Source organism: Solibacillus faecavium (genome assembly GCF_014836905.1).
In the GTDB taxonomy this organism is placed as follows: Bacteria; Bacillota; Bacilli; order Bacillales_A; family Planococcaceae; genus Solibacillus; species Solibacillus faecavium.
The window spans coordinates 379,951-399,416 of the sequence record NZ_JACSPZ010000001.1; the positions used below are offsets into that span (position 1 = coordinate 379,951).

A 19,466-nucleotide genomic window follows, 5' to 3' on the forward strand; every position below is an offset into this window, starting at 1 on the left:
TGCTACACCTCCTGCACCGTTGTCATTAAAATAAGGGAAATATTATCTTCGCCACCACGGTCATTTGCTAGTTGCACTAATTTTTTCCCCTTTTCCTCTATGGAGATTTGGGGCGTAATAATTGTTGCCATTTCTGTTGTCGTCAGCTTATTGCTTAGACCATCTGAACAAATGAGTAAGTAGGCTTCATTCGATAAAGTCAATTCATAAAAATCCGGTTCAATTGAAATTTCTGTACCTAGTGCTTTTAAAATGAAGTTTTTCTGAGGATGATTTAGTGCCTCTTCTTCACTAATTTCTCCATTTTCCAATAAAATATTTACGTAAGAATGATCTCTTGTTACTAACTTTACTTCTTCGTCTGCAAAATGGTAAACACGACTATCACCTACATGACTAATAAGGCACTCATTTTCATCAAGCAGCGCCGCAATCATCGTCGTTCCCATACCTTGACAATTTTCATGTGTTAAGGAATATTGATAAATTTTTTGATTAATATGTGAAACCGCATTGCGTAACCAATCCAACTTTAATTGTTTCGATGCAAAATCTTCAGCATCCACCAGTTTAAAAAGCCTGTGCATTTCCGTGATGGCCATTTCACTTGCAACATCACCTGCATTATGTCCACCCATACCATCTGCTAAAATTGCAAGCTTAAAATGATCGGGGCGCTCAAAAAACGCGGCCCGATCTTCATTTATTTTTCGCTTTAACCCAATATCACTTTCCACTGTAAAGTTCACTATAGTCCACCTACTTTGTTTCGTGTGATCGTTCCTGTGCACGTAACTGGCCACAAGCAGCAGCAATATCCGCACCTTGCTCACGACGGATCGTTACGTTAATACCTTGCTCTTTAAGCGTTTTTTCAAAGGCAAAAATCTTACTGCGTGACGTACGAATATAATCGCGCTCCGGCACGTAGTTAATAGGGATTAAGTTGACATGGCATTTAATGTTTTTAATAAGCTTAGCAAGCTCTAACGCTACTTCTTCTGTATCATTTTCTCCGGACATTAGACCATATTCAAACGTGACACGGCGTCCAGATTTCTTCGTATAGTATTTTACCGCTTCCATCAGCTCTTCTAATTTATATGCTTTCGCAATCGGCATTAGTTTTTGGCGTGCTTCCTGATTTGGTGCGTGAAGTGATACAGCAAAGTTAATTTGCATGCCTTCATCAGCAAATTCATAAATTTTCGGTACGATACCAGAAGTTGAAACGGTAATATGACGTGCACCGATATTTAGACCTTTGTCATCATTCATGATTTTCAGGAAGTTCATCATCGCATCATAGTTATCAAATGGCTCACCGATTCCCATAATTACGATTGATGATACACGTTCATTTGTTTCATCTAATTGTTGCTGCACTTTTACAACTTGCTCAACAATTTCACCAGCCATTAAGTGACGTTTTAAACCGCCTAAAGTTGAGGCACAGAATGTACAGCCAATCCGGCAACCTACTTGAGTCGTAACACAGATTGAATTTCCGTAATCATGACGCATTAATACTGTTTCGATAGAATAACCATCTTGCAATTGGAATAAAAACTTAATTGTACCGTCTTTTGATTCCTGTTTAATAATTGTTGAAAGCGTCGTTAAAGCAAACTCCGCCTCTAGCTTTTCACGTAATGCTTTCGGTAAGTTTGACATATCCTCAAATGTTTGGACACGCTTTTCATATAGCCATTCATAAATTTGCCCTGCACGGAAAGCTTTTTCCCCGTTTGTTGTTAACCATTCTTTCATTTCATCTAGACGCAATGAGTAGATTGAAGGTTTTAACTGAGGCTTTTCTTTTTTCACACGACGTACTGGCTTATCTGCTGTTTCTTCCACTAAATCCTGAATTCGTTCATCAAATTGTTTTAATTGTTCTTGCTCCATTAGTTAATTGGACGCTCCTTTTTTTACGAATGCAGCAACGAAAAATCCGTCACTACCAATATCTTGAGGGAATACTTGCAGCATCCCATTTTGTTGTTTCGCTTTTAGTTGTTCTGGCAAATTTTCTATTGGCTCCAAATTCATTTCAGGATGCTCATTTAGGAAGGCTTGTACCGTACCTTCATTTTCTCTGCGGTCAACTGTACACGTTGAGTATACTAATCGCCCGTTTTGCTTTAATAGCTGTACTGCATTATTTAAAATCGCAAGCTGGATTGTCTGCAGACTTTCCAAATCTTCTTCGCGCTTCGTATATTTAATATCCGGCTTACGTCTCATTACACCAAGTCCTGAGCAAGGGGCATCAACAAGTATTGCATCATAGCTTTCTTTTGTTAAAAAGCTGGCTGCCTTTCTTCCATCAAGCGGTGCCGTTTCAATAATATTTAATCCTAAACGTGCAACATTCTCATCGATTAAATCTAATTTCTTCACATGAAGATCAGTCGCTAAAATTGAACCTTCATTTTTCATAACTTCTGCTAAATGCGTCGTTTTTCCGCCAGGTGCTGCACACATATCCAACACTTTCATACCCGGCTGTGGATTCAGTACTTTTGCCGGAAGCATTGAGCTTTCATCCTGAATCGTAATGAGGCCATTTCGGAAGGCTCCTGTTCGTGCTGCCTGACCGCTTTCCAGATGGATACATTCAGTCATAAATTCACTGCGTCGCGCTTTTACACCTTCACGCTCAAGTGTTGTCAAAACTTGTTCAACAGTTGCTTTCGTCGTATTTACACGAACGGTTTGCAACGGTGCGATATTGTTTTCAAGAAGCATTTCGCGTGTTTGTTCATAGCCATAGCTTTCAACCCAACGATTAACTAACCACTGCGGATGGCTCGTTTCCACGGCTAAACGTTCATTTGCATCCTTTATTAAATCAGTTGAACGAACACCTTCACGTAAAATGGAACGTAATATTCCATTTACCATTGAGGCAATCCCTTTATGGCCACGACGTTTTGCAATTTCCACAGCTTCATTCACTGCAGCATGTGCCGGAATACGTGTTAGATAATGCATTTGGTACAGCGACATGCGGAGCAGCCAGCGAACCCAGATATCAACCTTGCCATGAATAAAAGGTTCTAAATAATAATCAAGTGTCAGCTTATACTGCAAAGTTCCATATGTCAGCTCTGTCAACAGGCCACGATCTTTTGCTTCTATTTTATATTTTTCAATCGTTTGGTGTAATAATAAATTACTGTAGGCCTGACTTTTATCGACCGTTAATAAAATCGTTAACGCCGCATCCCGCACATTGCCATCCCAAATTACTTGCTTTTTATTATTTTTACTCATTCAAAACGGTCCCCAATCTGTAATTTCGAGCCCGTTCCACGTAGAAATTCTTCTGCGGTCATACGTTTTTTCCCGGCTGGCTGGACATCATAAAGCGCCAATGTATTTCCATCACCTGTCGCAACTTCAAAGTGATCTTTTGCTATTTTCACTACTTCTCCCGGTGTCGCATTCGTTGTAGTATCCCCAACTTTTGCCCACCAAACTTTAAAATTAGCACCTTCAAAAGTTGTATATGCTACTGGCCATGGATGTAGTCCGCGCACTTGATTATACAATGCACGTGCATCATTATTCCAATCAATCAACTCCTGCTCACGGCTAATATTGCGTGCATATGTCACAAGCGTTTCATCCTGTACGATGCGTGCATTCGTACCATTTATAATCGAAGGCATTGTTTCTTTTAATAATTGACGGCCGACCATACTTAGCTTTTCAAACATGCTACCTGTATGATCCGTATCTTCAATTGCGATTTCGCTTTGGGAAATGATATCCCCTGCATCAAGCTTTTCCGCCATATACATAATTGTTACACCTGTTTTTGACTGACCATCGATAATCGATTGGTGAATTGGTGCCCCACCTCGATATAAAGGTAAAAGAGAGGCATGTACATTAATGCAGCCTAGTCGTGGAGCTTCAAGAAGTTCTTTCGGTAAAATTTGACCGAATGCAGCTGTTACGACTAAATCCGGGTTTAATGCTAAAATTTCTTCAAGCTCCTTCGAACCGCGCAACTTTTCAGGTTGAATTATTGGTAAGCCTAATGCGAGTGCTTCTTCTTTTACAGGTGGTGGCGTCAATACCTTTTTACGTCCTACAGGTCTGTCCGGTTGAGTAACAACAGCTAGAACCTCATAGCCTTCTTCATGAAGCATACGCAAAATTGGCGCTGAAAAGGCAGGCGTTCCCATAAATACGATTTTTGTCATCGATTATTCCTCCTCAACATCCGCGTACAGCTCTTCTATTTCTTCCTCTGTCAATACCCGCGTCATTTTGGAATCAAATAATACACCATCTAAATGATCAATTTCATGCAATATACAGCGTGCTTCAAAATCTTCCGCTTCAAGCTCATATACACGGCCTTCACGATCAGATGCTTCAATTTTTACGTAAGTAGGTCGCTTTACCATACCAAAAAGGTCAGGGAAGCTTAAGCAGCCTTCCACATCTTCCGCTTCGCCGCGCGTTTCAAGTACAATCGGATTAATCATTTCAAGAATATCTTCACCTAATTCTACAATCGCTACACGCAGGCTAACGTTAATTTGAGGTGCCGCAATACCTACACCATCATTTTCGACCATTGTGTCATATAAATCATCCAGAAGCTGAATTGTACTTTCATCAATCACTTCTACTTCTTTTGTTACTTGCGATAATACATTTGCCGGGTTTTTTACTACTTCTTTAATAGCCATTTCTACTACCTCTTTCTATATGCATTAGATCATTGTTGGATCTAAATCAACTGTCAACACAATGCCTTTTTTTATCCATTCCGAACGATACATCTTAATAAGCTGTAAAAGGACTGGTATTAATTGAGGCTCTACTTTATATTTTATCAAACATTGATAGCGATATCTATTTTGGAGCCGGGCAATACTAGCAGTCGTTGGCCCAATCACCGAAACATTAAATGATAAATTCTCTCGCAAATATTCCGCTACACGTCCTGCATATTCTGCAGCAAGCATCACATCTTCGTGAGAAACTTGAACAAGCGCAATATAATAATACGGTGGATATCCCGCTATATGTCTAGCATGCATTTCCCGTTCGTAAAACGGTGGATAATCCTGATCTTTCGATAACTGGATCGCATAATGATCGGGCGTATACGTCTGTACAAATACTTCACCTAATTTTTCATGGCGCCCTGCTCGTCCACTTACTTGCGTCATCAGCTGGAACGTCTTTTCTGCCGCCCGGTAATCCGGTAAATGGAGCGAAGTATCGGCACTTAAAACCCCGACTAACGTAATATTCGGGAAATCAAGACCTTTCGCAATCATTTGTGTACCGAGCAGAATGTCTGCTTCACCACGCCCAAAAGCATCGAGCATTTTTTCATGTGCCCCTTTTTGCTTTGTCGTGTCTACGTCCATTCGAAGTACACGTGCTTCGGGAAATAATTTATAAATCTCCTCTTCTACCTTCTGTGTTCCGGTTCCAAAATAACGAATGTTTTCACTTTGGCATTCAGGACAAGTTTCCGGAATGTATTCATCATGACCGCAATAATGGCATTTCAGCTTTTCCTGATAACGATGATACGTTAACGAAATATCACAGTTTGGGCATTGTACCGTCGTTCCGCAATCACGACATATAACAAAGGAAGAGTATCCTCTGCGATTTAAAAAAAGCACGGTTTGCTCTTTTTTATTCAGTCGATCCTGCAATGCCTCCATTAATGGCTCAGAAAACATTGAACGATTTCCCGCCTGGAGTTGTTCACGCATGTCTACAATATGAACTGTAGGCAATGCTTGGTTTTTCGCACGATGGGCCAATGTAAGCAATGTATAAACACCTTTTTTCGCCCGCGCAAAAGATTCCAAAGCAGGCGTCGCACTACCTAAAATTACCGGGCAGTTATAATATTTTCCGCGCCAAATTGCTACATCTCTGGCATGATAACGTGGTGAATCTTCCTGCTTATATGTGGACTCATGCTCTTCATCCAAAATAATTAACCCTAAATTTTTAAAAGGGGCGAAAATAGCTGAACGAGCTCCAACGACAACTTTCACTTTCCCTTGTTGTACTTTTCGCCATTCATCATATTTTTCACCAACAGATAATCCACTATGCATTACAGCAACTTCATCGCCGAAACGTGACTTGAAACGCTCTGTCATTTGAGGTGTCAATGAAATCTCAGGTACTAATACGATGGATTCTTTTCCGTCCGCAATAGTACGTTGAATCGCCTGCAAGTAAACTTCTGTTTTACCGCTCCCTGTAATACCGTGCAGTAGAAACGTTTCCTGACGCTGATCATCTATTGCAGCAATAATTTTTGTCAGTGCATGATCCTGTTCATCTGTTAGCTGTAGAAATTCTGTTTTCTCAACATTTTTTGTGAAAGGATCACGGTATACTTCCTCTTGAATATACGCTGCAGCACCTTTATCAATGACACTATTCAATACACTATTTGTAATATGCACAGCTTCGCAAATATCATCAGGCAATAAGATTTCTCCCGCATGCTGCATCAGCCATTCGACTAACGCTACTTGCTTCGGTGCACGTTTCCCCATTTGCTGCAGTACATTTTCTAATTGCTCCTGAGAATGTATTTGGACTTTCCGTACTTGCTTAACTTGCCCTTTTTGTTTCACTTCATTGTCGATAATTATAAGACCATCTTTTACTGCACGCTTTATCGGTTTTAATAAGTTCGCTTTTTCAAACTGAGACAAATTCACTTTCGCTGTTTTCTCATAGTATGGCTGAAGTGTTGTAGGTAAATGTGAAACTTCCCCATTTAAAACCGCATACTTTTCATACTTCACCCGCAAAGCACCTGGCAGCATTACTTGTAATGCATCAATTTCATAGCAAATTGTTTGGTGCTTTAGCCATTTTGCCAAATTAAGCATTTCCTCTGTTAAAATCGATTCTATATCAAGTATTTCGGTAATCGGCTTCACTTTTTCTACTGGTACTTCAGACTCGGACGTAATACCTACGACAAAACCGAGTACATTCCGTGGCCCAAATGGTACTTTCACTCGACAACCTAAATCGATTAATTCTTCCCAATCTTCCGGTATTAAATAATCAAACGGACGGTCCACCGGATAAGCTGAAACATCTACGATTACTTGTGCAAATCTCATTGTCCATCGCTTCCTAATTGATGATGGAAATAATTCACTACAAGTTCAGTAATTTTCTCCGGCTCTTCTAATCGGCCTTTTCCAACATACCCACATGCTAAAAACCCTTCAGACGGTTCGATAAAACGAATGCCATCTTCATGTAGCTGGTTGATATTGCGTAGAACTGCCGGATGCTCGTACATATGCACATTCATCGCCGGTGCTACCCAAACCGGAGCAGTAGCCGCCAAAAGTGTTGTCGTCAGCATATCATCAGCCATTCCGTGCGCCATTTTCGCAATAACATTTGCAGTTGCTGGTGCCACGATGATTAAATCAGCCCAATCAGCTAAATCGATATGGGCAATGACATTTGAATCTTTTTCATCAAAAGTATCGTAAAACACATCATTTTTTGACATCACTTGAAAACTTAAAGGTGTCACAAACTTTTGTGCTGATGCTGTCATCAATACTTTTACATTAAACCCTGCCTGTGACAGCTTACTTACTAACGCCACAGCTTTATAAACGGCTATTCCACCGGAAACACACAATAATACATTGTTTTTCTTCATCACTTTAACCGTCCTTTCAAAGGATAAGCTCCCAAAGAAAGATTCTTAGGGAGCTTCTACTCAAAGATTATTCGATTATGCGCAAAAACTAAATTTCGTCTTCATAAACAGTAGAAGCATCTTGCTGAACTTTACGTAGCTTACCAGCAGCTACCTCTTCTAATGCTTTTCCTACTGGTTTATAAGAAACGTATGAGCTTAAATGCTCGCCGCCCTCTTCTTGCATTTGGCGTGCGCGTTTTGATGCTAAGCTCACTAAAGAATACTTTGAATCGATTTGTTTTTTTAACTTATCCACTGATGGGTATAACATGGTTTCATTCTCCTCTCAACATTGACAAATAGCGTTTTTCCACACGTTCACGACGACAGTGTTCCGCTACAATGATTGCATTAATTTTATCACATGCATTATAAACTTGGTCGTTTTCTACAACATAATCGTATAAACTCATCATTTCGACTTCTTCACGAGCGGTTGCGATACGACGGGCGATGACATCTTCTGTTTCCGTACCACGTCCAACTAAACGTTGCTCAAGTTCTGTTATGCTTGGTGGTGCTAAAAAGATAAACAACGCATCTGGTGCTTTTTCACGAATTTGGGCTGCTCCCTGAACTTCAATTTCCAAAAAGACATCACGCCCAGCTTCAAGTGTTTCTTGTACGTATGCAAGCGGTGTACCGTAATAATTACCAACAAACTCTGCATGTTCAAGTAATCCGCCTTGTTCGATTAATGCTTCAAATTCCTCACGTGTTCTAAAGAAATAGTCTACACCATCTACTTCGCCTTCGCGAGGATTACGTGTTGTCATCGAAATCGAATATTCGTAATTTGTATCAGGCTGCGAAAAAAGCTCTTTACGAACCGTACCTTTTCCAACACCCGATGGACCAGATAAAACAATTAATAATCCACGTTGTTTCTTCATAAATAACTCCTTTATTTCATTCAATATTTTGAACTTGTTCCCGCATTTTTTCTAAAATGGTTTTTGCTTGCACAACTGCCGCTGAACAATCAGTTGATTGATTTTTTGAACCAATAGTATTAATTTCACGGTTCATTTCCTGCATGATGAAGTCAAGCTTTCGACCAATTGCTACTCGTTCGTTTAGCGTTTCTGTTAACTGATTAAAATGACTATCCAGACGATCCAGCTCTTCTGAAATATCAATTCTCTCTGCAAAAATCGCTACTTCTGTAAGCAGGCGATCATCTAATGTTTGCCCATTCGCCACTTCTTCCAATCGAGTCATTAAACGATTACGATACTTTTCAACAGCACTAGGCGCAGTTTGTCTTATATGAGCAATTTGCGCTTCAAGGTCTGCCTTATACTGTAACATTACGCCCTCTAATCCTTGTCCTTCACGTTCTCGCATGGCAATCAAGTTTGAAATAGCTTCTGACAAAGCACTTTTTACAGCTTCAACGATTTCCTCCTGCTGGAGCTCTACCTTTTCCACAAGAAGCACTTGTTCAAGACTTACAATTTCCTGCATTGTCCATTTCTCCTGCATCGGAACCGTCTGAGACAATTCTTCTTTAGCTTGAAGAAAAGAATTAAGCAACGACCAATTAATTTGGATTGTTTGTTGTGTATCATTAAGCTCTTTCAAAAAAATGATAACATCTATTTTCCCACGGGAAATAGAATCCGACAACATTTTTTTTGCTATAACTTCGGATTCCATCCATTCTTTCGGAAACTTCGTATTAATTTCTAAAAAACGATGATTCACAGCACGAATCTCAACAGTTAGTTGAAAGTTTTTCGTTGTTGTGACCCCCCTGCCGAATCCGGTCATACTGCGTACCAAGGTTCGTCACATCCTTCTTTACATATTGTTTCAATTATAGCATATGTTCTACATATATTGCTTTAACGTTTATTGTATAGAAACATATTTTATCATAGTTAAGTTGTAATAAAATAGTTTTTATCTTTTTAATAAATGTTTAATTATCATTATGGTAGATCTGATCAACTACAGAATTGAGCTAAATAATGGTATGATAAAACAATCAAGTAGACTTATTTAATGAAAGAGGCATAAAGATGGCATTTGACGGACTATTTACTCGTTCGATGAGTAAGGAATTACAAAACTTAACATCTGGACGAATTACAAAAATTTATCAGCCGAATGCACTTGAAGTCGTATTACAAATCCGTGCAGCCGGTCAAAACGTGAAGTTATTATTTTCTATCCATCCTTCATACTCACGTATTCACTTAACAAATCAATCTATTGAAAATCCAGCAGACCCTCCTATGTTTTGCATGCTTTTAAGGAAACATCTAGAAGGAGGATTTATTCAGTCTGTTGTTCAAGATGGTTTTGAACGAGTAATTACATTGGAAATTGATAGTAAAAATGAAATAGGCGATGCTGTAAAGCGAAAACTCATTATCGAAATTATGGGACGCCACAGTAACTTATTATTAATCGATTCAAAAAAAGATACAATTATAGATAGTTTAAAGCATTTACCTCCATCGATGAACAGCTTCCGAACTGTTTTGCCTGGTCAGCAGTATATTGCGCCACCAAAACAGCAAAAGGTTGCGCTTACTAGTTTATCAGATGAGGAAATTAAGCAATTCTTTTCTAAAGAAGTAACGACGAAGGAAATAATTGAGCATTTTGCAGGCTTTTCTCCTCTCCATGCTACCGAATTATTACATCGTTTATCCACAACTGATGCTGTTACGGCATGCCGACAGCTAATGAATGAAATTGCAACGAGCGCACAGCCAACTTATGTAGAGCAAGACGGTAAAATTTATTTTTCTCCTACAAGCTTGACACATTTATCAGGCGTTTCAACAACTTATGAAACGCTTGGTGAATTATTGGACCGAGTATTCTTTGCTCGCGCTAAACGAGACCGCGTGAAGCAGCAAGCCGGTGATTTGGAACGCTGGTTGCAAAATGAATTAAACAAATTAAAGCTCAAACAGAAAAAGCTTCAAAAAGATTATGAACGCGCACAAAATTTGGAGCAGTTCCAACTATACGGAGAATTATTAATGGCAAACCTTTATAATTTTTCAAAAGGTGCCGAGTTTGTAGATGTAGAGAACTACTATAGTGAACAGGCAGAAAAGGTAAGAATTCCAGTCAGCCCAAGGAAATCACCGATTGAAAATGCGCAAAGTTACTATACGAAATACAATAAGGCTAAAACAGCTTTAATCATGATTGAAGAACAGAAGAAGAAAGCTGCAGATGATATTGATTATTTAGAAATGCTTACTCAACAAGTGCAACAGGCGTCACCTGCTGATATAGAGGAAATTCGTGAAGAACTTGCTGAACAAGGTTTACTTCGTATTCGACAAGCGAAACGCAAAAAGAAACCGACAAAACCCGATCCTGAAAAGTTTACTTCTTCAACAGGGGTTCCGATTTCTGTCGGTAAAAATAATAAGCAAAACGATTATTTAACATTCAAAATTGGAAAGCGCAATGAAATTTGGTTGCACACGAAAGATATTCCAGGCTCACACGTTGTCATTCATTCTGAAAATCCGGATGAAACGACACTGAAGGAAGCCGCAATGTTATGTGCATATTTTTCAAAAGCACGTGATTCTTCTTCGGTTCCTGTCGATTATACGGAAATCCGCCATGTAAAAAAACCGAATGGAGCTAAACCTGGATTTGTCATTTACTTTGAACAAAAAACAATTTATGTGACTCCTGATGAAGCAATCGTTATGCAGTTGAAAAAATAGCTATAACTGGTGAAACTCTGGCTCGATTTGAAAAATAAGCGGACGTTTTACCGCGATTTACGAAACACTCTAGTTTTAGGGATAAATAAAGGGAATTTTTCCGTTTATTCGTTGAAAATTGGCCTATTTTCATATTTTTTAAATAGATAAACGGAATTTCTCCGTTTATTTTAACTCATTTTTAGATTCCTTTTTAAATAGACGGAATTACTCCGTCTATTTTTTATGAAATTATAGGAATCCTTCTGAAATACAAAAAACCGCTTAGAAAATTCTCTAAGCGGTTCTTTTATGCTAAAGCTTATTTAATTGGGTCTTCAGCTGTTACTTCAAGTAAATGTAAATTATCCATTGAATCATTTGCATAGTTAACATTATAGTGTTTTACACGTTTGTTAACTGGGATAATTTCTGTACGGAAGTACATTGGAACTGTTGATGCTTGCTCGAACATGTACTCTTCCCATTTACGGAATGCATCAGCACGGTAACCTGAATCAATCGCCTCTTTAGAGTCGATATCAGCTAATAATGTTTGTAATTCAGGAGTTACGAAACGGCTGTAGTTGAATGCCGAACCTTCACCGTATAAACCAAGTGGTGATGGGTTTGTACCTGTACCCCAAGCTGCCATGAACATATCAATTTCCGGATCATCCGCTTTTACTTTATCATAGAAGCTGTTGAACTCGATTAGGCGGCCAGTAGTTAACTGTACATCTAAACCTACATCTTTCCAGTTTTGACGGTAGTACTCTACGATTGCTTCGTCAGTATCTGAACCTGACATACCCGCTAAACGGATTGCAAATTTCTCACCGTTTTTATCTTCACGGATACCATCGCCATCAACATCTTTATAACCTGCTTCGTCCAATAATGCTTTTGCTTTTTCTGGATCATAATTGTATCCTTCTAAGCTGTTATCATGGAATGATGCGAATGCTGGTGGAATTAATGATGTTGCACGAGAACGTAAGCCTTGGTAGAAGCGCTCTCCAACTTGCTCAATATCCATTGCATAAGCAACAGCTTGACGTAATTTAGCGTCGTTCATTTTCGCATTTTCATCCATAATGTTTAAGCCTGCATCACCTGCAGCCGCATCCCATTTACCAAGTTTGAAACCAATATAAGAGTATGCTAACTCTGGGCGAGCTAATACTGTTAAGTTTTCTAAATCTTTTACACCGTCGTACTGGTTAGTCGGATAAGATGATGCCATATCATATTGACCAGTACGTAATGCTTCACCGATAGAAGCTGAAGGTACTACTTGTAATACAACTTTATCTAATTTCGGTTTACCTTTCCAGTAGTGCTCGTTGGCTACGAATTGAACAGATTCACCGTCGATTAATTTGTCTAATTTGAAAGCACCTAAAGTTACTGGAGCTTTACGAACTTGTGGTGAAGAAATTAAATCTTTGATTGGTGTTGTTTCTAAGTAATGTTTAGGCGCTGCAGTACTCCATAAACCGTCACCACCAGAGTAGATCGCTGGTGAAACTTTTGTCATCGAAATCTCTACAGTTTTGTCATCAATCTTTTTAATCCCTGAAATTGTATCAGCTTTACCAGATTTATATTCCGCAGCCCCGATAATGTTTTGGAAGTCCGCATCATAACGAATTCCTGTATAATCTGGGTGACCAATAATTTCATATGAATAAATAATGTCATCAGCAGTTAATGGTGTACCATCAGACCACTTAACATCATGTTGAATTGTAATTGTAACTTTATTGTTATCAGCATCAACGTCTAATTTTGCGATACCTTCGTCAGTAATTAAGAAGTCACCATCTGTAGCAAAAATTGAGTTTGTCATAAAGTCCATAATGTCAGCGTCATAACCATTTTCATATAATTCAGCTAATAAAACCCCTGAGAATGGAGAGTCTGTAACTAAAGCGAACTTTAAAGTACCACCTTGAATCGCTTCACCATCGTTTGTTACTTCTTCTGGTAATGTAGGTGATTCAGCAGTAGTAGCACCGTCATTTTTATTTTCCTCTGTTGTTGTATCTTCCTTCTTGTCAACTGGTTTTTCAGTTGCTGTTTCTGTATCGTCTCCTCCACAAGCAGCTAATACTAAAGCAGTAGCAAATACAGAAGAAAGCATAAGACCTTTCTTTTTCATCATTTGTTTTTCCTCCCTTTTTTTTATCCTAAACGTTGTTTTGCGTCAGCTGCACGACGTAGCGCTTGGCCAACGTAATTTATACCAAGCATCAAAATTAAAATTAATAATGACGCGGGTAACCATATCCACCATTTACTCGATAAGATTATCGGGTTCATAGCATAACTTACTAAAGTACCTAGACTTGGTGTTGACGGTGGTAAACCGAAACCTAAGAACGAAAGACCTGTTTCGATCCCTACGTTGCCTGCAAAGCTTAATGTCACTTCAACAATTAACAGCGAACTTAAGTTTGGTAGTAAACCTTTAAACATAATCGCGAAATCGCTAGTACCCATTGTTTTAGAGGCACTAATGTAATCGCGACGTGCTTCAGATAGTGCTTTTGAGCGCACAAGTCTGGCCGTCGACATCCATTGAAATGCTGCAAGAATTAAAATTAAATCCATTATTCCGTATGATGGAATGATTGTTATAACTACAATGACAATCATAAGAGTTGGTAGAGTGATGAAAAAGTCGATAATACGCATGAAGAAGTTATCGATAAATCCACCGTAGTACCCCATGATAATCCCTAAAGCAATACCTACAACATTGGCTAGAACCGTAATAGCGATTGCAATTAAAATCGAGTTTTTTGCACCTATGATCAGCTGACCGAACATATCTCGACCAGCTTCATCGGCACCAAGAATATAACCTCTTACCCCCGGTTCAGTAAAGCGCTCCAATAATTGAATATTCATGATTTTAGCTTGGTCGATTACAATTGCTAATACCATAACTGTAACCATTAATAAAATAACCCCTATTAAAGAGAACATTGCTAATTTATCTTTTTTAAACTCCCGCAAAATAACTTGAATACCAGTTGGCGGAGAGCTTTGAGATTCTAACTTATCTACAGTCTGTGCATCATTATTTTCCATGATTAAAATCACCTCTCCTTAGTCATTATTAATTTGATTAGTCTATGCGAATGCGCGGGTCAACAATACTTAAAATAATGTCGGACAATAGACTACCTAATAATGCTAAGAAGCCAAATAACATAACTAGTGCTGTAATAACACTGTAGTCACGACTTAAAATTGAATCGATAAATAATTTACCCATACCTTGATATCCGAATACCGTTTCAATAAAAATTGATCCGCTAAGTAATCCGGTAATTGTGAATCCTAAAAATGCTGCGATTGGTAATAGTGAGTTCCGGAAGATATGTCGAGAATATACTTTCTTCATCGGAATTCCTTTACTGCGCGCTGTTTTCACATAATCCATCGTCTTTGCATCAATAATCTCTGTACGTAAATATTGAATTATCCCTGTTGTCCCTAACAGCGCATATGTTATAGCTGGTAACAGCAGGTGGTAGAAACGGCTCCAATAATACTCCCATGTCCCTGCATCGAGAGATATATCTACCGTACCACTTGTTGGAAACCACATGAGCCTGTACCCAAATACGTATACGAAAATCAGCGATAATACAAACGTCGGGATAGCATAAGAGATAAAGCTATATAGGACGATAGATTTATCCAAAAATGACTCTTGATAACGACCTGCAAGCACCCCTAGTGGAATGGCAATTAAATATACTAAAATCACACTTAATAATGAAAGTAATAAAGTATTCATTCCACGAGCTCCGATAATATCGGCAACCGGTTTTTTATACGTATAACTTTGTCCAAAGTCACCTTGTGCGGCATTGGCAATCCAGTTATAGTACTGAACATACCACGGGTCATAGAATCCGGCTTTAATTCGTAATTCCTCAATTACGTTTGGATCAGTTTCCGGTGTAATTAAGCCTGTAAAAGGATCTCCCGGCATTTGTTTCGCTAATATAAAAATTAGGAGACTTAAAACAAATAGCTGCGGAATCATTATTAATACACGGCGAACTATCGTTTTCCACATACTATACACTCTCCTTTTCATCTGCAGACATGGCCACTTTATGTGTGTCTGAAATCGATTTTAAAGGATATACTTTTCCATCCTCATCATAATATTTATGCTGTTCTTCACGGTATGCTGCTTCAACTTTTTGACGTTCAAGCTTTCGCTCAATTCTCGTTTCCGGCTCTATATCAGGAATAGCAGAAAGTAGTCGGTTCGTATAGATATGCTTTGGATTTGTATATATATCTTCACGCTTTCCTGTCTCTACAAATCTACCTTTATACATAATTGAGATGTTATCACACATATGACGAACTACCCCTAAATCATGCGAGATGAATAAATAACTTATTCCATATTGCTCTTGAATGTCCTTCATAAAGTTTAAAACTTGTGCTTGAACAGATAAATCAAGTGCTGATACTGGCTCATCCGCAATAATCATTTTAGGGTTACATGCTACTGCTCGGGCAATCCCTAATCGCTGCTTTTGACCGCCTGAGAATTCATGCGGATATTTTAGTAGAACATCTTCTGACATCCCTACGATTGCAAGAAGCTCATTAATACGTTTACGTTCTTCTTGCGGTGACAATTTCAAGAAGTTGCGAATTGGTTCTGCTAAAATATCCAAAACACGCTTTCTTGGATTCATACTGGAGTGTGAATCCTGGAAAATCATTTGAATATCCCGGTTATATGCTGAATCACGTTTACGACGCGCATTTGTTACATCTTCACCTTCATAAATAATGCGTCCTGATGTAATTTTCTCCAACCCAATTATTGCTTTACCAGTCGTTGACTTCCCTGACCCAGATTCTCCTACAAGACCGTAAGTTTTTCCACGTTCAAATTCCATTGTTACACCATCTACTGCATAAACATGGTCAACTACTGTGTTAAAAAATCCACCTCGGATAGGATAGTGAACTTTTAAATCTTCTACTTGCATAAAACTCATTGATTTACGCTCCCTTCCTCATCCTCAAAATGGAATTCCTTCCAGCAAGTACAGCGAACAAGATGGCCTGGAGCAACTTCATGAAGCTCTGGGTTTTCTTCGTGTGCTGATTGCGGAATCCACGGGATACGTGATGAGAAACGACAGCCTTTACGCGGCAGCTTCATAAGAGAAGGTACCATCCCTTGTATTACTTCCAATTGTTCACTCTCACTATTCGTTTGAGGAATTGATTTCAGTAATGATCTTGTATAAGGGTGCTTTGGATTTCTAAATAACTCTATAACCGGTGCTTCTTCAATAACTTCACCTGCATACATTACTGCTACACGATCTGCCACTTCAGCAACAACACCCAAGTCATGTGTAATTAGAATAATGCCTGATTGAATTTCATCTTGAAGCGATTTTAACAAGTCCAATATTTGAGCTTGAATTGTTACATCCAGTGCTGTTGTCGGTTCGTCAGCAATTATAATTGCCGGCTTTCCTGATAATGCGATCGCGATCATTACACGTTGACGCATACCACCCGATAATTGGTGAGGAAATTGTTTAGCAACACGCTGAACGTTTGGAATCCCCACTTGATCCAATAATTCCAATACGCGGCTTTCACGTTCCTGTTTGTTTAATTTAGTATGATAAACTAAACCTTCCTCAATCTGATCTCCAATACGCATTAACGGATTCAATGCCGATAGTGGATCTTGGAATATAAATCCAATATCGTTACCTCGCAGTTTGTTAAATTGGTTATCCGTTAAATTTACTAGATTTTGATTGTTATAAAGAATTTCACCTTCAACTTTTGTATTATTTGAATTATGTAATCCAACGATTGAAGTTGCTAATGTACTCTTCCCACAACCTGATTCTCCTACAATTGCTAAAATCTCATTTTTACGAAGCGTTAATGAAACATTGTCTACAGCTGGGTAGTATGTATCTTTAATACGGAAACTCGTACGTAAATTTCGGATTTCTAATAATTCGTTCGTATTAGTAGACATTAAATAATCGCTCCTTTCTACATAAACATTCTTTCAACTCAGCTAAGCTCATCCTATAATCAAGTACGCTCTAGCGTAATTGCATCTTCACTTGAGAACCGCAGTACATTTTTCCTGGATGTCAGTAGTTCGTACAATACTTTTGAACAATTTTTCATCCGCGCACTTAGTCCAATTTCCTGATTGTTGATCCAGCTTTAAATTTTCCCAAACGTGTAATATACCCCTGTTGAAAGAATTAAAACTTTTAAAATAATCAGATTTCTTTAAGTGTTAATAATTTGTTGGTTTTTTGTCAAATTTGTTAAGACATAAAATTTTATGTTAATTATTAAACTTTCTAACTATTCTAATTTAACATTTAAAATTTATCAATAGCAAACTATTCTTTAAAATTAAAATTTTCCATTAATTTTTTATAATAAATTGCGTTTATGACTATATTTATATCTTTTTTACATAAAACAAACAGAACAAATCAATCAAAAAAGTTTAATATGACAACTATCTATTAAACTTCACTTTTAAAAAAACTGAAAATTTTCATAACTGGATTATATAACTATAATAAAAACGTGTAAAGTAATTTTTTTTTACTTTCACACGTTTTTGAAATTTTATAATATTTTTTTATTTTAATTTTCCGTCTTTTAAGTCTTTATGCCAATTTTTCAAGAATGGAATCTCTGTTTCTTGAATATTTCCTGATTCTTTAGCCGCATCCACTAAAAAGTCAAAATTAGTTAAAGAAGTATATTTTACATTTGCCGCTTCAAATGCCTGCTCAGCTTTCGGTAAATTATATGTATATACACAAACAACACCTAAAACTTCACAGCCTGCCGCTCTTAACGCCTCTACCGCGGTAATTGATGAGCCACCCGTCGAAACGATATCCTCTACTACAACAACCTTTTGACCTTTAGCATATTTCCCTTCAATTTGTTTTCCACGGCCATGTTCCTTTGCCTTTGAACGTACGTAAACCATCGGCAATTCTAAGATATCTGAAACCCATGCAGCATGTGGAATACCTGCTGTTGCTGTACCTGCTACAACATCACAGTCTGCAAAATTTTCTTTAATTAGCGTTGCTAGGCCATTTGCAATTTGTTTACGAATAGTTGGATCGGAAATTGTTAAACGTGTATCACAATATATGGGTGATTTAATACCGGAAGCCCATGTAAATAAATCTGTCGGATTCAGTTCAACTGCTCCTACCTTTAACATTGCGTGTGCGATTTCGTTTTGTAATGACATATTATTTTTCCTCCCATAGTTCACAAACTTTTTTATAGGCAATAACAGGATTGTCTGCACCTGTTATTGCACGGCCAACTACGATAAGCGATGAGCCGTCTTTTTTTGCTCCATCTGGTGTAGCAATTCGTTTTTGATCATGCGCTTCGCCGCCAAGCATACGAATACCTGGGGTCACCCGTAAAAAGTCTTCGCCGCAAGCTTCACGGATTGCGTGTGCTTCATGAACTGAGCATACTACTCCGTTAAGGCCAGCTTGTTTCGATAACTGAGCATAATGTAAAACCGACTCTTGAAGCGATAAACCGATTTTTTGTTCATTTTGCATTTGCAGTTCTGTCGTTGATGTTAGTTGGGTCACTGCAATGAGTGCAGCGCGTTTTCCTCCTGCTACTGTTCCCGCTTCTAAACCTTCCAAAGCACCTTCCATCATTGCACACCCGCCTGCAGCATGAACATTCACCAAGTCCACACCAAGACGTGCTAAGCCCTTCATAGCCGATTTGACAGTATTAGGTATGTCGTGAAGCTTTAAATCCAAAAAGATATCATGCCCATCACTTTTTACTTGATGAACGATACGGGGACCTTCCTGCATATAAAGCTCCATTCCAATCTTAACGAAAAGCTTTTCTTCAAACTGCGCTAAAAAGCCCATTACATCCTTTTCACTCGGAAAATCCAATGCAATAATAGGTTTTGTGTTCAT

General features: G+C 38.4%; 17 protein-coding genes and 1 pseudogene. 1 reads left to right on the plus strand and 17 read right to left on the minus strand.

Annotation, left to right across the window (positions count from 1 at the left end):
- Positions 1–2: 2 nt before the first annotated feature.
- The 10 genes and pseudogenes from H9635_RS01915 to H9635_RS01960 all read right to left on the minus strand — a co-directional run bounded on the left by H9635_RS01915 (position 3) and on the right by H9635_RS01960 (position 9,532).
- Positions 3–749 (minus strand): Stp1/IreP family PP2C-type Ser/Thr phosphatase, encoded by a 747-nt coding sequence (locus tag H9635_RS01915; RefSeq protein ID WP_191698452.1) that lies wholly within the window; start codon positions 747–749, stop codon positions 3–5.
- A gap of 10 nt (positions 750–759) precedes the next feature.
- Positions 760–1,908: a 23S rRNA (adenine(2503)-C(2))-methyltransferase RlmN gene (gene rlmN / locus H9635_RS01920; protein ID WP_191698453.1), complete on the minus strand. Its 1,149-nt coding sequence runs from the start codon at positions 1,906–1,908 to the stop codon at positions 760–762.
- A gap of 3 nt (positions 1,909–1,911) precedes the next feature.
- Entirely contained in the window at positions 1,912–3,279 is a 1,368-nt protein-coding gene (rsmB, locus tag H9635_RS01925; RefSeq protein ID WP_191698454.1) for a 16S rRNA (cytosine(967)-C(5))-methyltransferase RsmB, read from the minus strand.
- Complete coding sequence (gene fmt / locus H9635_RS01930; protein WP_191698455.1) at positions 3,276–4,217, minus strand: methionyl-tRNA formyltransferase; 942 nt, start codon at positions 4,215–4,217, stop codon at positions 3,276–3,278. Before fmt ends, rsmB begins: the two co-directional genes overlap by 4 nt.
- Before the next feature lie 3 nt (positions 4,218–4,220).
- Positions 4,221–4,712: a peptide deformylase gene (gene def, locus H9635_RS01935; protein WP_191698456.1), complete on the minus strand. Its 492-nt coding sequence runs from the start codon at positions 4,710–4,712 to the stop codon at positions 4,221–4,223.
- 24 nt (positions 4,713–4,736) lie between these two features.
- Positions 4,737–7,145, minus strand: a complete 2,409-nt coding sequence (gene priA / locus H9635_RS01940) for a primosomal protein N' (RefSeq protein WP_191698457.1) — start codon at positions 7,143–7,145, stop codon at positions 4,737–4,739.
- A gap of 26 nt (positions 7,146–7,171) precedes the next feature.
- Positions 7,172–7,705 (minus strand): annotated as a pseudogene (gene coaBC, locus H9635_RS01945) (bifunctional phosphopantothenoylcysteine decarboxylase/phosphopantothenate--cysteine ligase CoaBC); the annotation flags it as partial.
- 88 nt (positions 7,706–7,793) lie between these two features.
- A complete protein-coding gene (rpoZ, locus tag H9635_RS01950; protein ID WP_008403352.1) occupies positions 7,794–8,018 on the minus strand; it encodes a DNA-directed RNA polymerase subunit omega in 225 nt (74 codons plus the stop codon).
- A gap of 4 nt (positions 8,019–8,022) precedes the next feature.
- Positions 8,023–8,640: a guanylate kinase gene (gmk, locus tag H9635_RS01955; RefSeq protein WP_191698458.1), complete on the minus strand. Its 618-nt coding sequence runs from the start codon at positions 8,638–8,640 to the stop codon at positions 8,023–8,025.
- 16 nt (positions 8,641–8,656) lie between these two features.
- Entirely contained in the window at positions 8,657–9,532 is an 876-nt protein-coding gene (locus H9635_RS01960; RefSeq protein WP_191698459.1) for a YicC/YloC family endoribonuclease, read from the minus strand.
- Between the two features lie 239 nt (positions 9,533–9,771).
- Here H9635_RS01960 and H9635_RS01965 point away from each other — a divergent pair, with 239 nt between their 5' ends.
- Positions 9,772–11,454 (plus strand): Rqc2 family fibronectin-binding protein, encoded by a 1,683-nt coding sequence (locus H9635_RS01965; RefSeq protein ID WP_191698460.1) that lies wholly within the window; start codon positions 9,772–9,774, stop codon positions 11,452–11,454.
- A 301-nt stretch (positions 11,455–11,755) separates the two neighbouring features.
- On the opposite strand, the gene H9635_RS01970 is transcribed toward H9635_RS01965, so the two are convergent.
- The 7 genes from H9635_RS01970 to pyrF form a co-directional block, all read right to left on the minus strand.
- A complete protein-coding gene (locus H9635_RS01970; RefSeq protein WP_191698461.1) occupies positions 11,756–13,600 on the minus strand; it encodes an oligopeptide ABC transporter substrate-binding protein in 1,845 nt (614 codons plus the stop codon).
- Positions 13,601–13,620: 20 nt separating this feature from the next.
- Positions 13,621–14,532: an ABC transporter permease gene (locus tag H9635_RS01975; protein ID WP_191698462.1), complete on the minus strand. Its 912-nt coding sequence runs from the start codon at positions 14,530–14,532 to the stop codon at positions 13,621–13,623.
- A gap of 37 nt (positions 14,533–14,569) precedes the next feature.
- Positions 14,570–15,532 carry an oligopeptide ABC transporter permease gene (gene opp4B / locus H9635_RS01980; RefSeq protein ID WP_191698463.1) on the minus strand — a complete coding sequence of 321 codons (963 nt, stop codon included), beginning with the start codon at positions 15,530–15,532 and terminating at the stop codon, positions 14,570–14,572.
- 1 nt (position 15,533) lies between these two features.
- Positions 15,534–16,481, minus strand: a complete 948-nt coding sequence (locus H9635_RS01985) for an ATP-binding cassette domain-containing protein (protein WP_191698464.1) — start codon at positions 16,479–16,481, stop codon at positions 15,534–15,536.
- Positions 16,478–17,494 carry an ABC transporter ATP-binding protein gene (locus H9635_RS01990; RefSeq protein ID WP_191698465.1) on the minus strand — a complete coding sequence of 339 codons (1,017 nt, stop codon included), beginning with the start codon at positions 17,492–17,494 and terminating at the stop codon, positions 16,478–16,480. The genes H9635_RS01985 and H9635_RS01990 overlap by 4 nt, the downstream gene beginning before the upstream one ends.
- Positions 17,495–18,124: 630 nt before the next feature.
- Positions 18,125–18,757 (minus strand): orotate phosphoribosyltransferase, encoded by a 633-nt coding sequence (gene pyrE, locus H9635_RS01995; RefSeq protein WP_191698466.1) that lies wholly within the window; start codon positions 18,755–18,757, stop codon positions 18,125–18,127.
- Position 18,758: 1 nt separating this feature from the next.
- Positions 18,759–19,466, minus strand: a complete 708-nt coding sequence (gene pyrF, locus H9635_RS02000; RefSeq protein ID WP_191698467.1) for an orotidine-5'-phosphate decarboxylase — start codon at positions 19,464–19,466, stop codon at positions 18,759–18,761.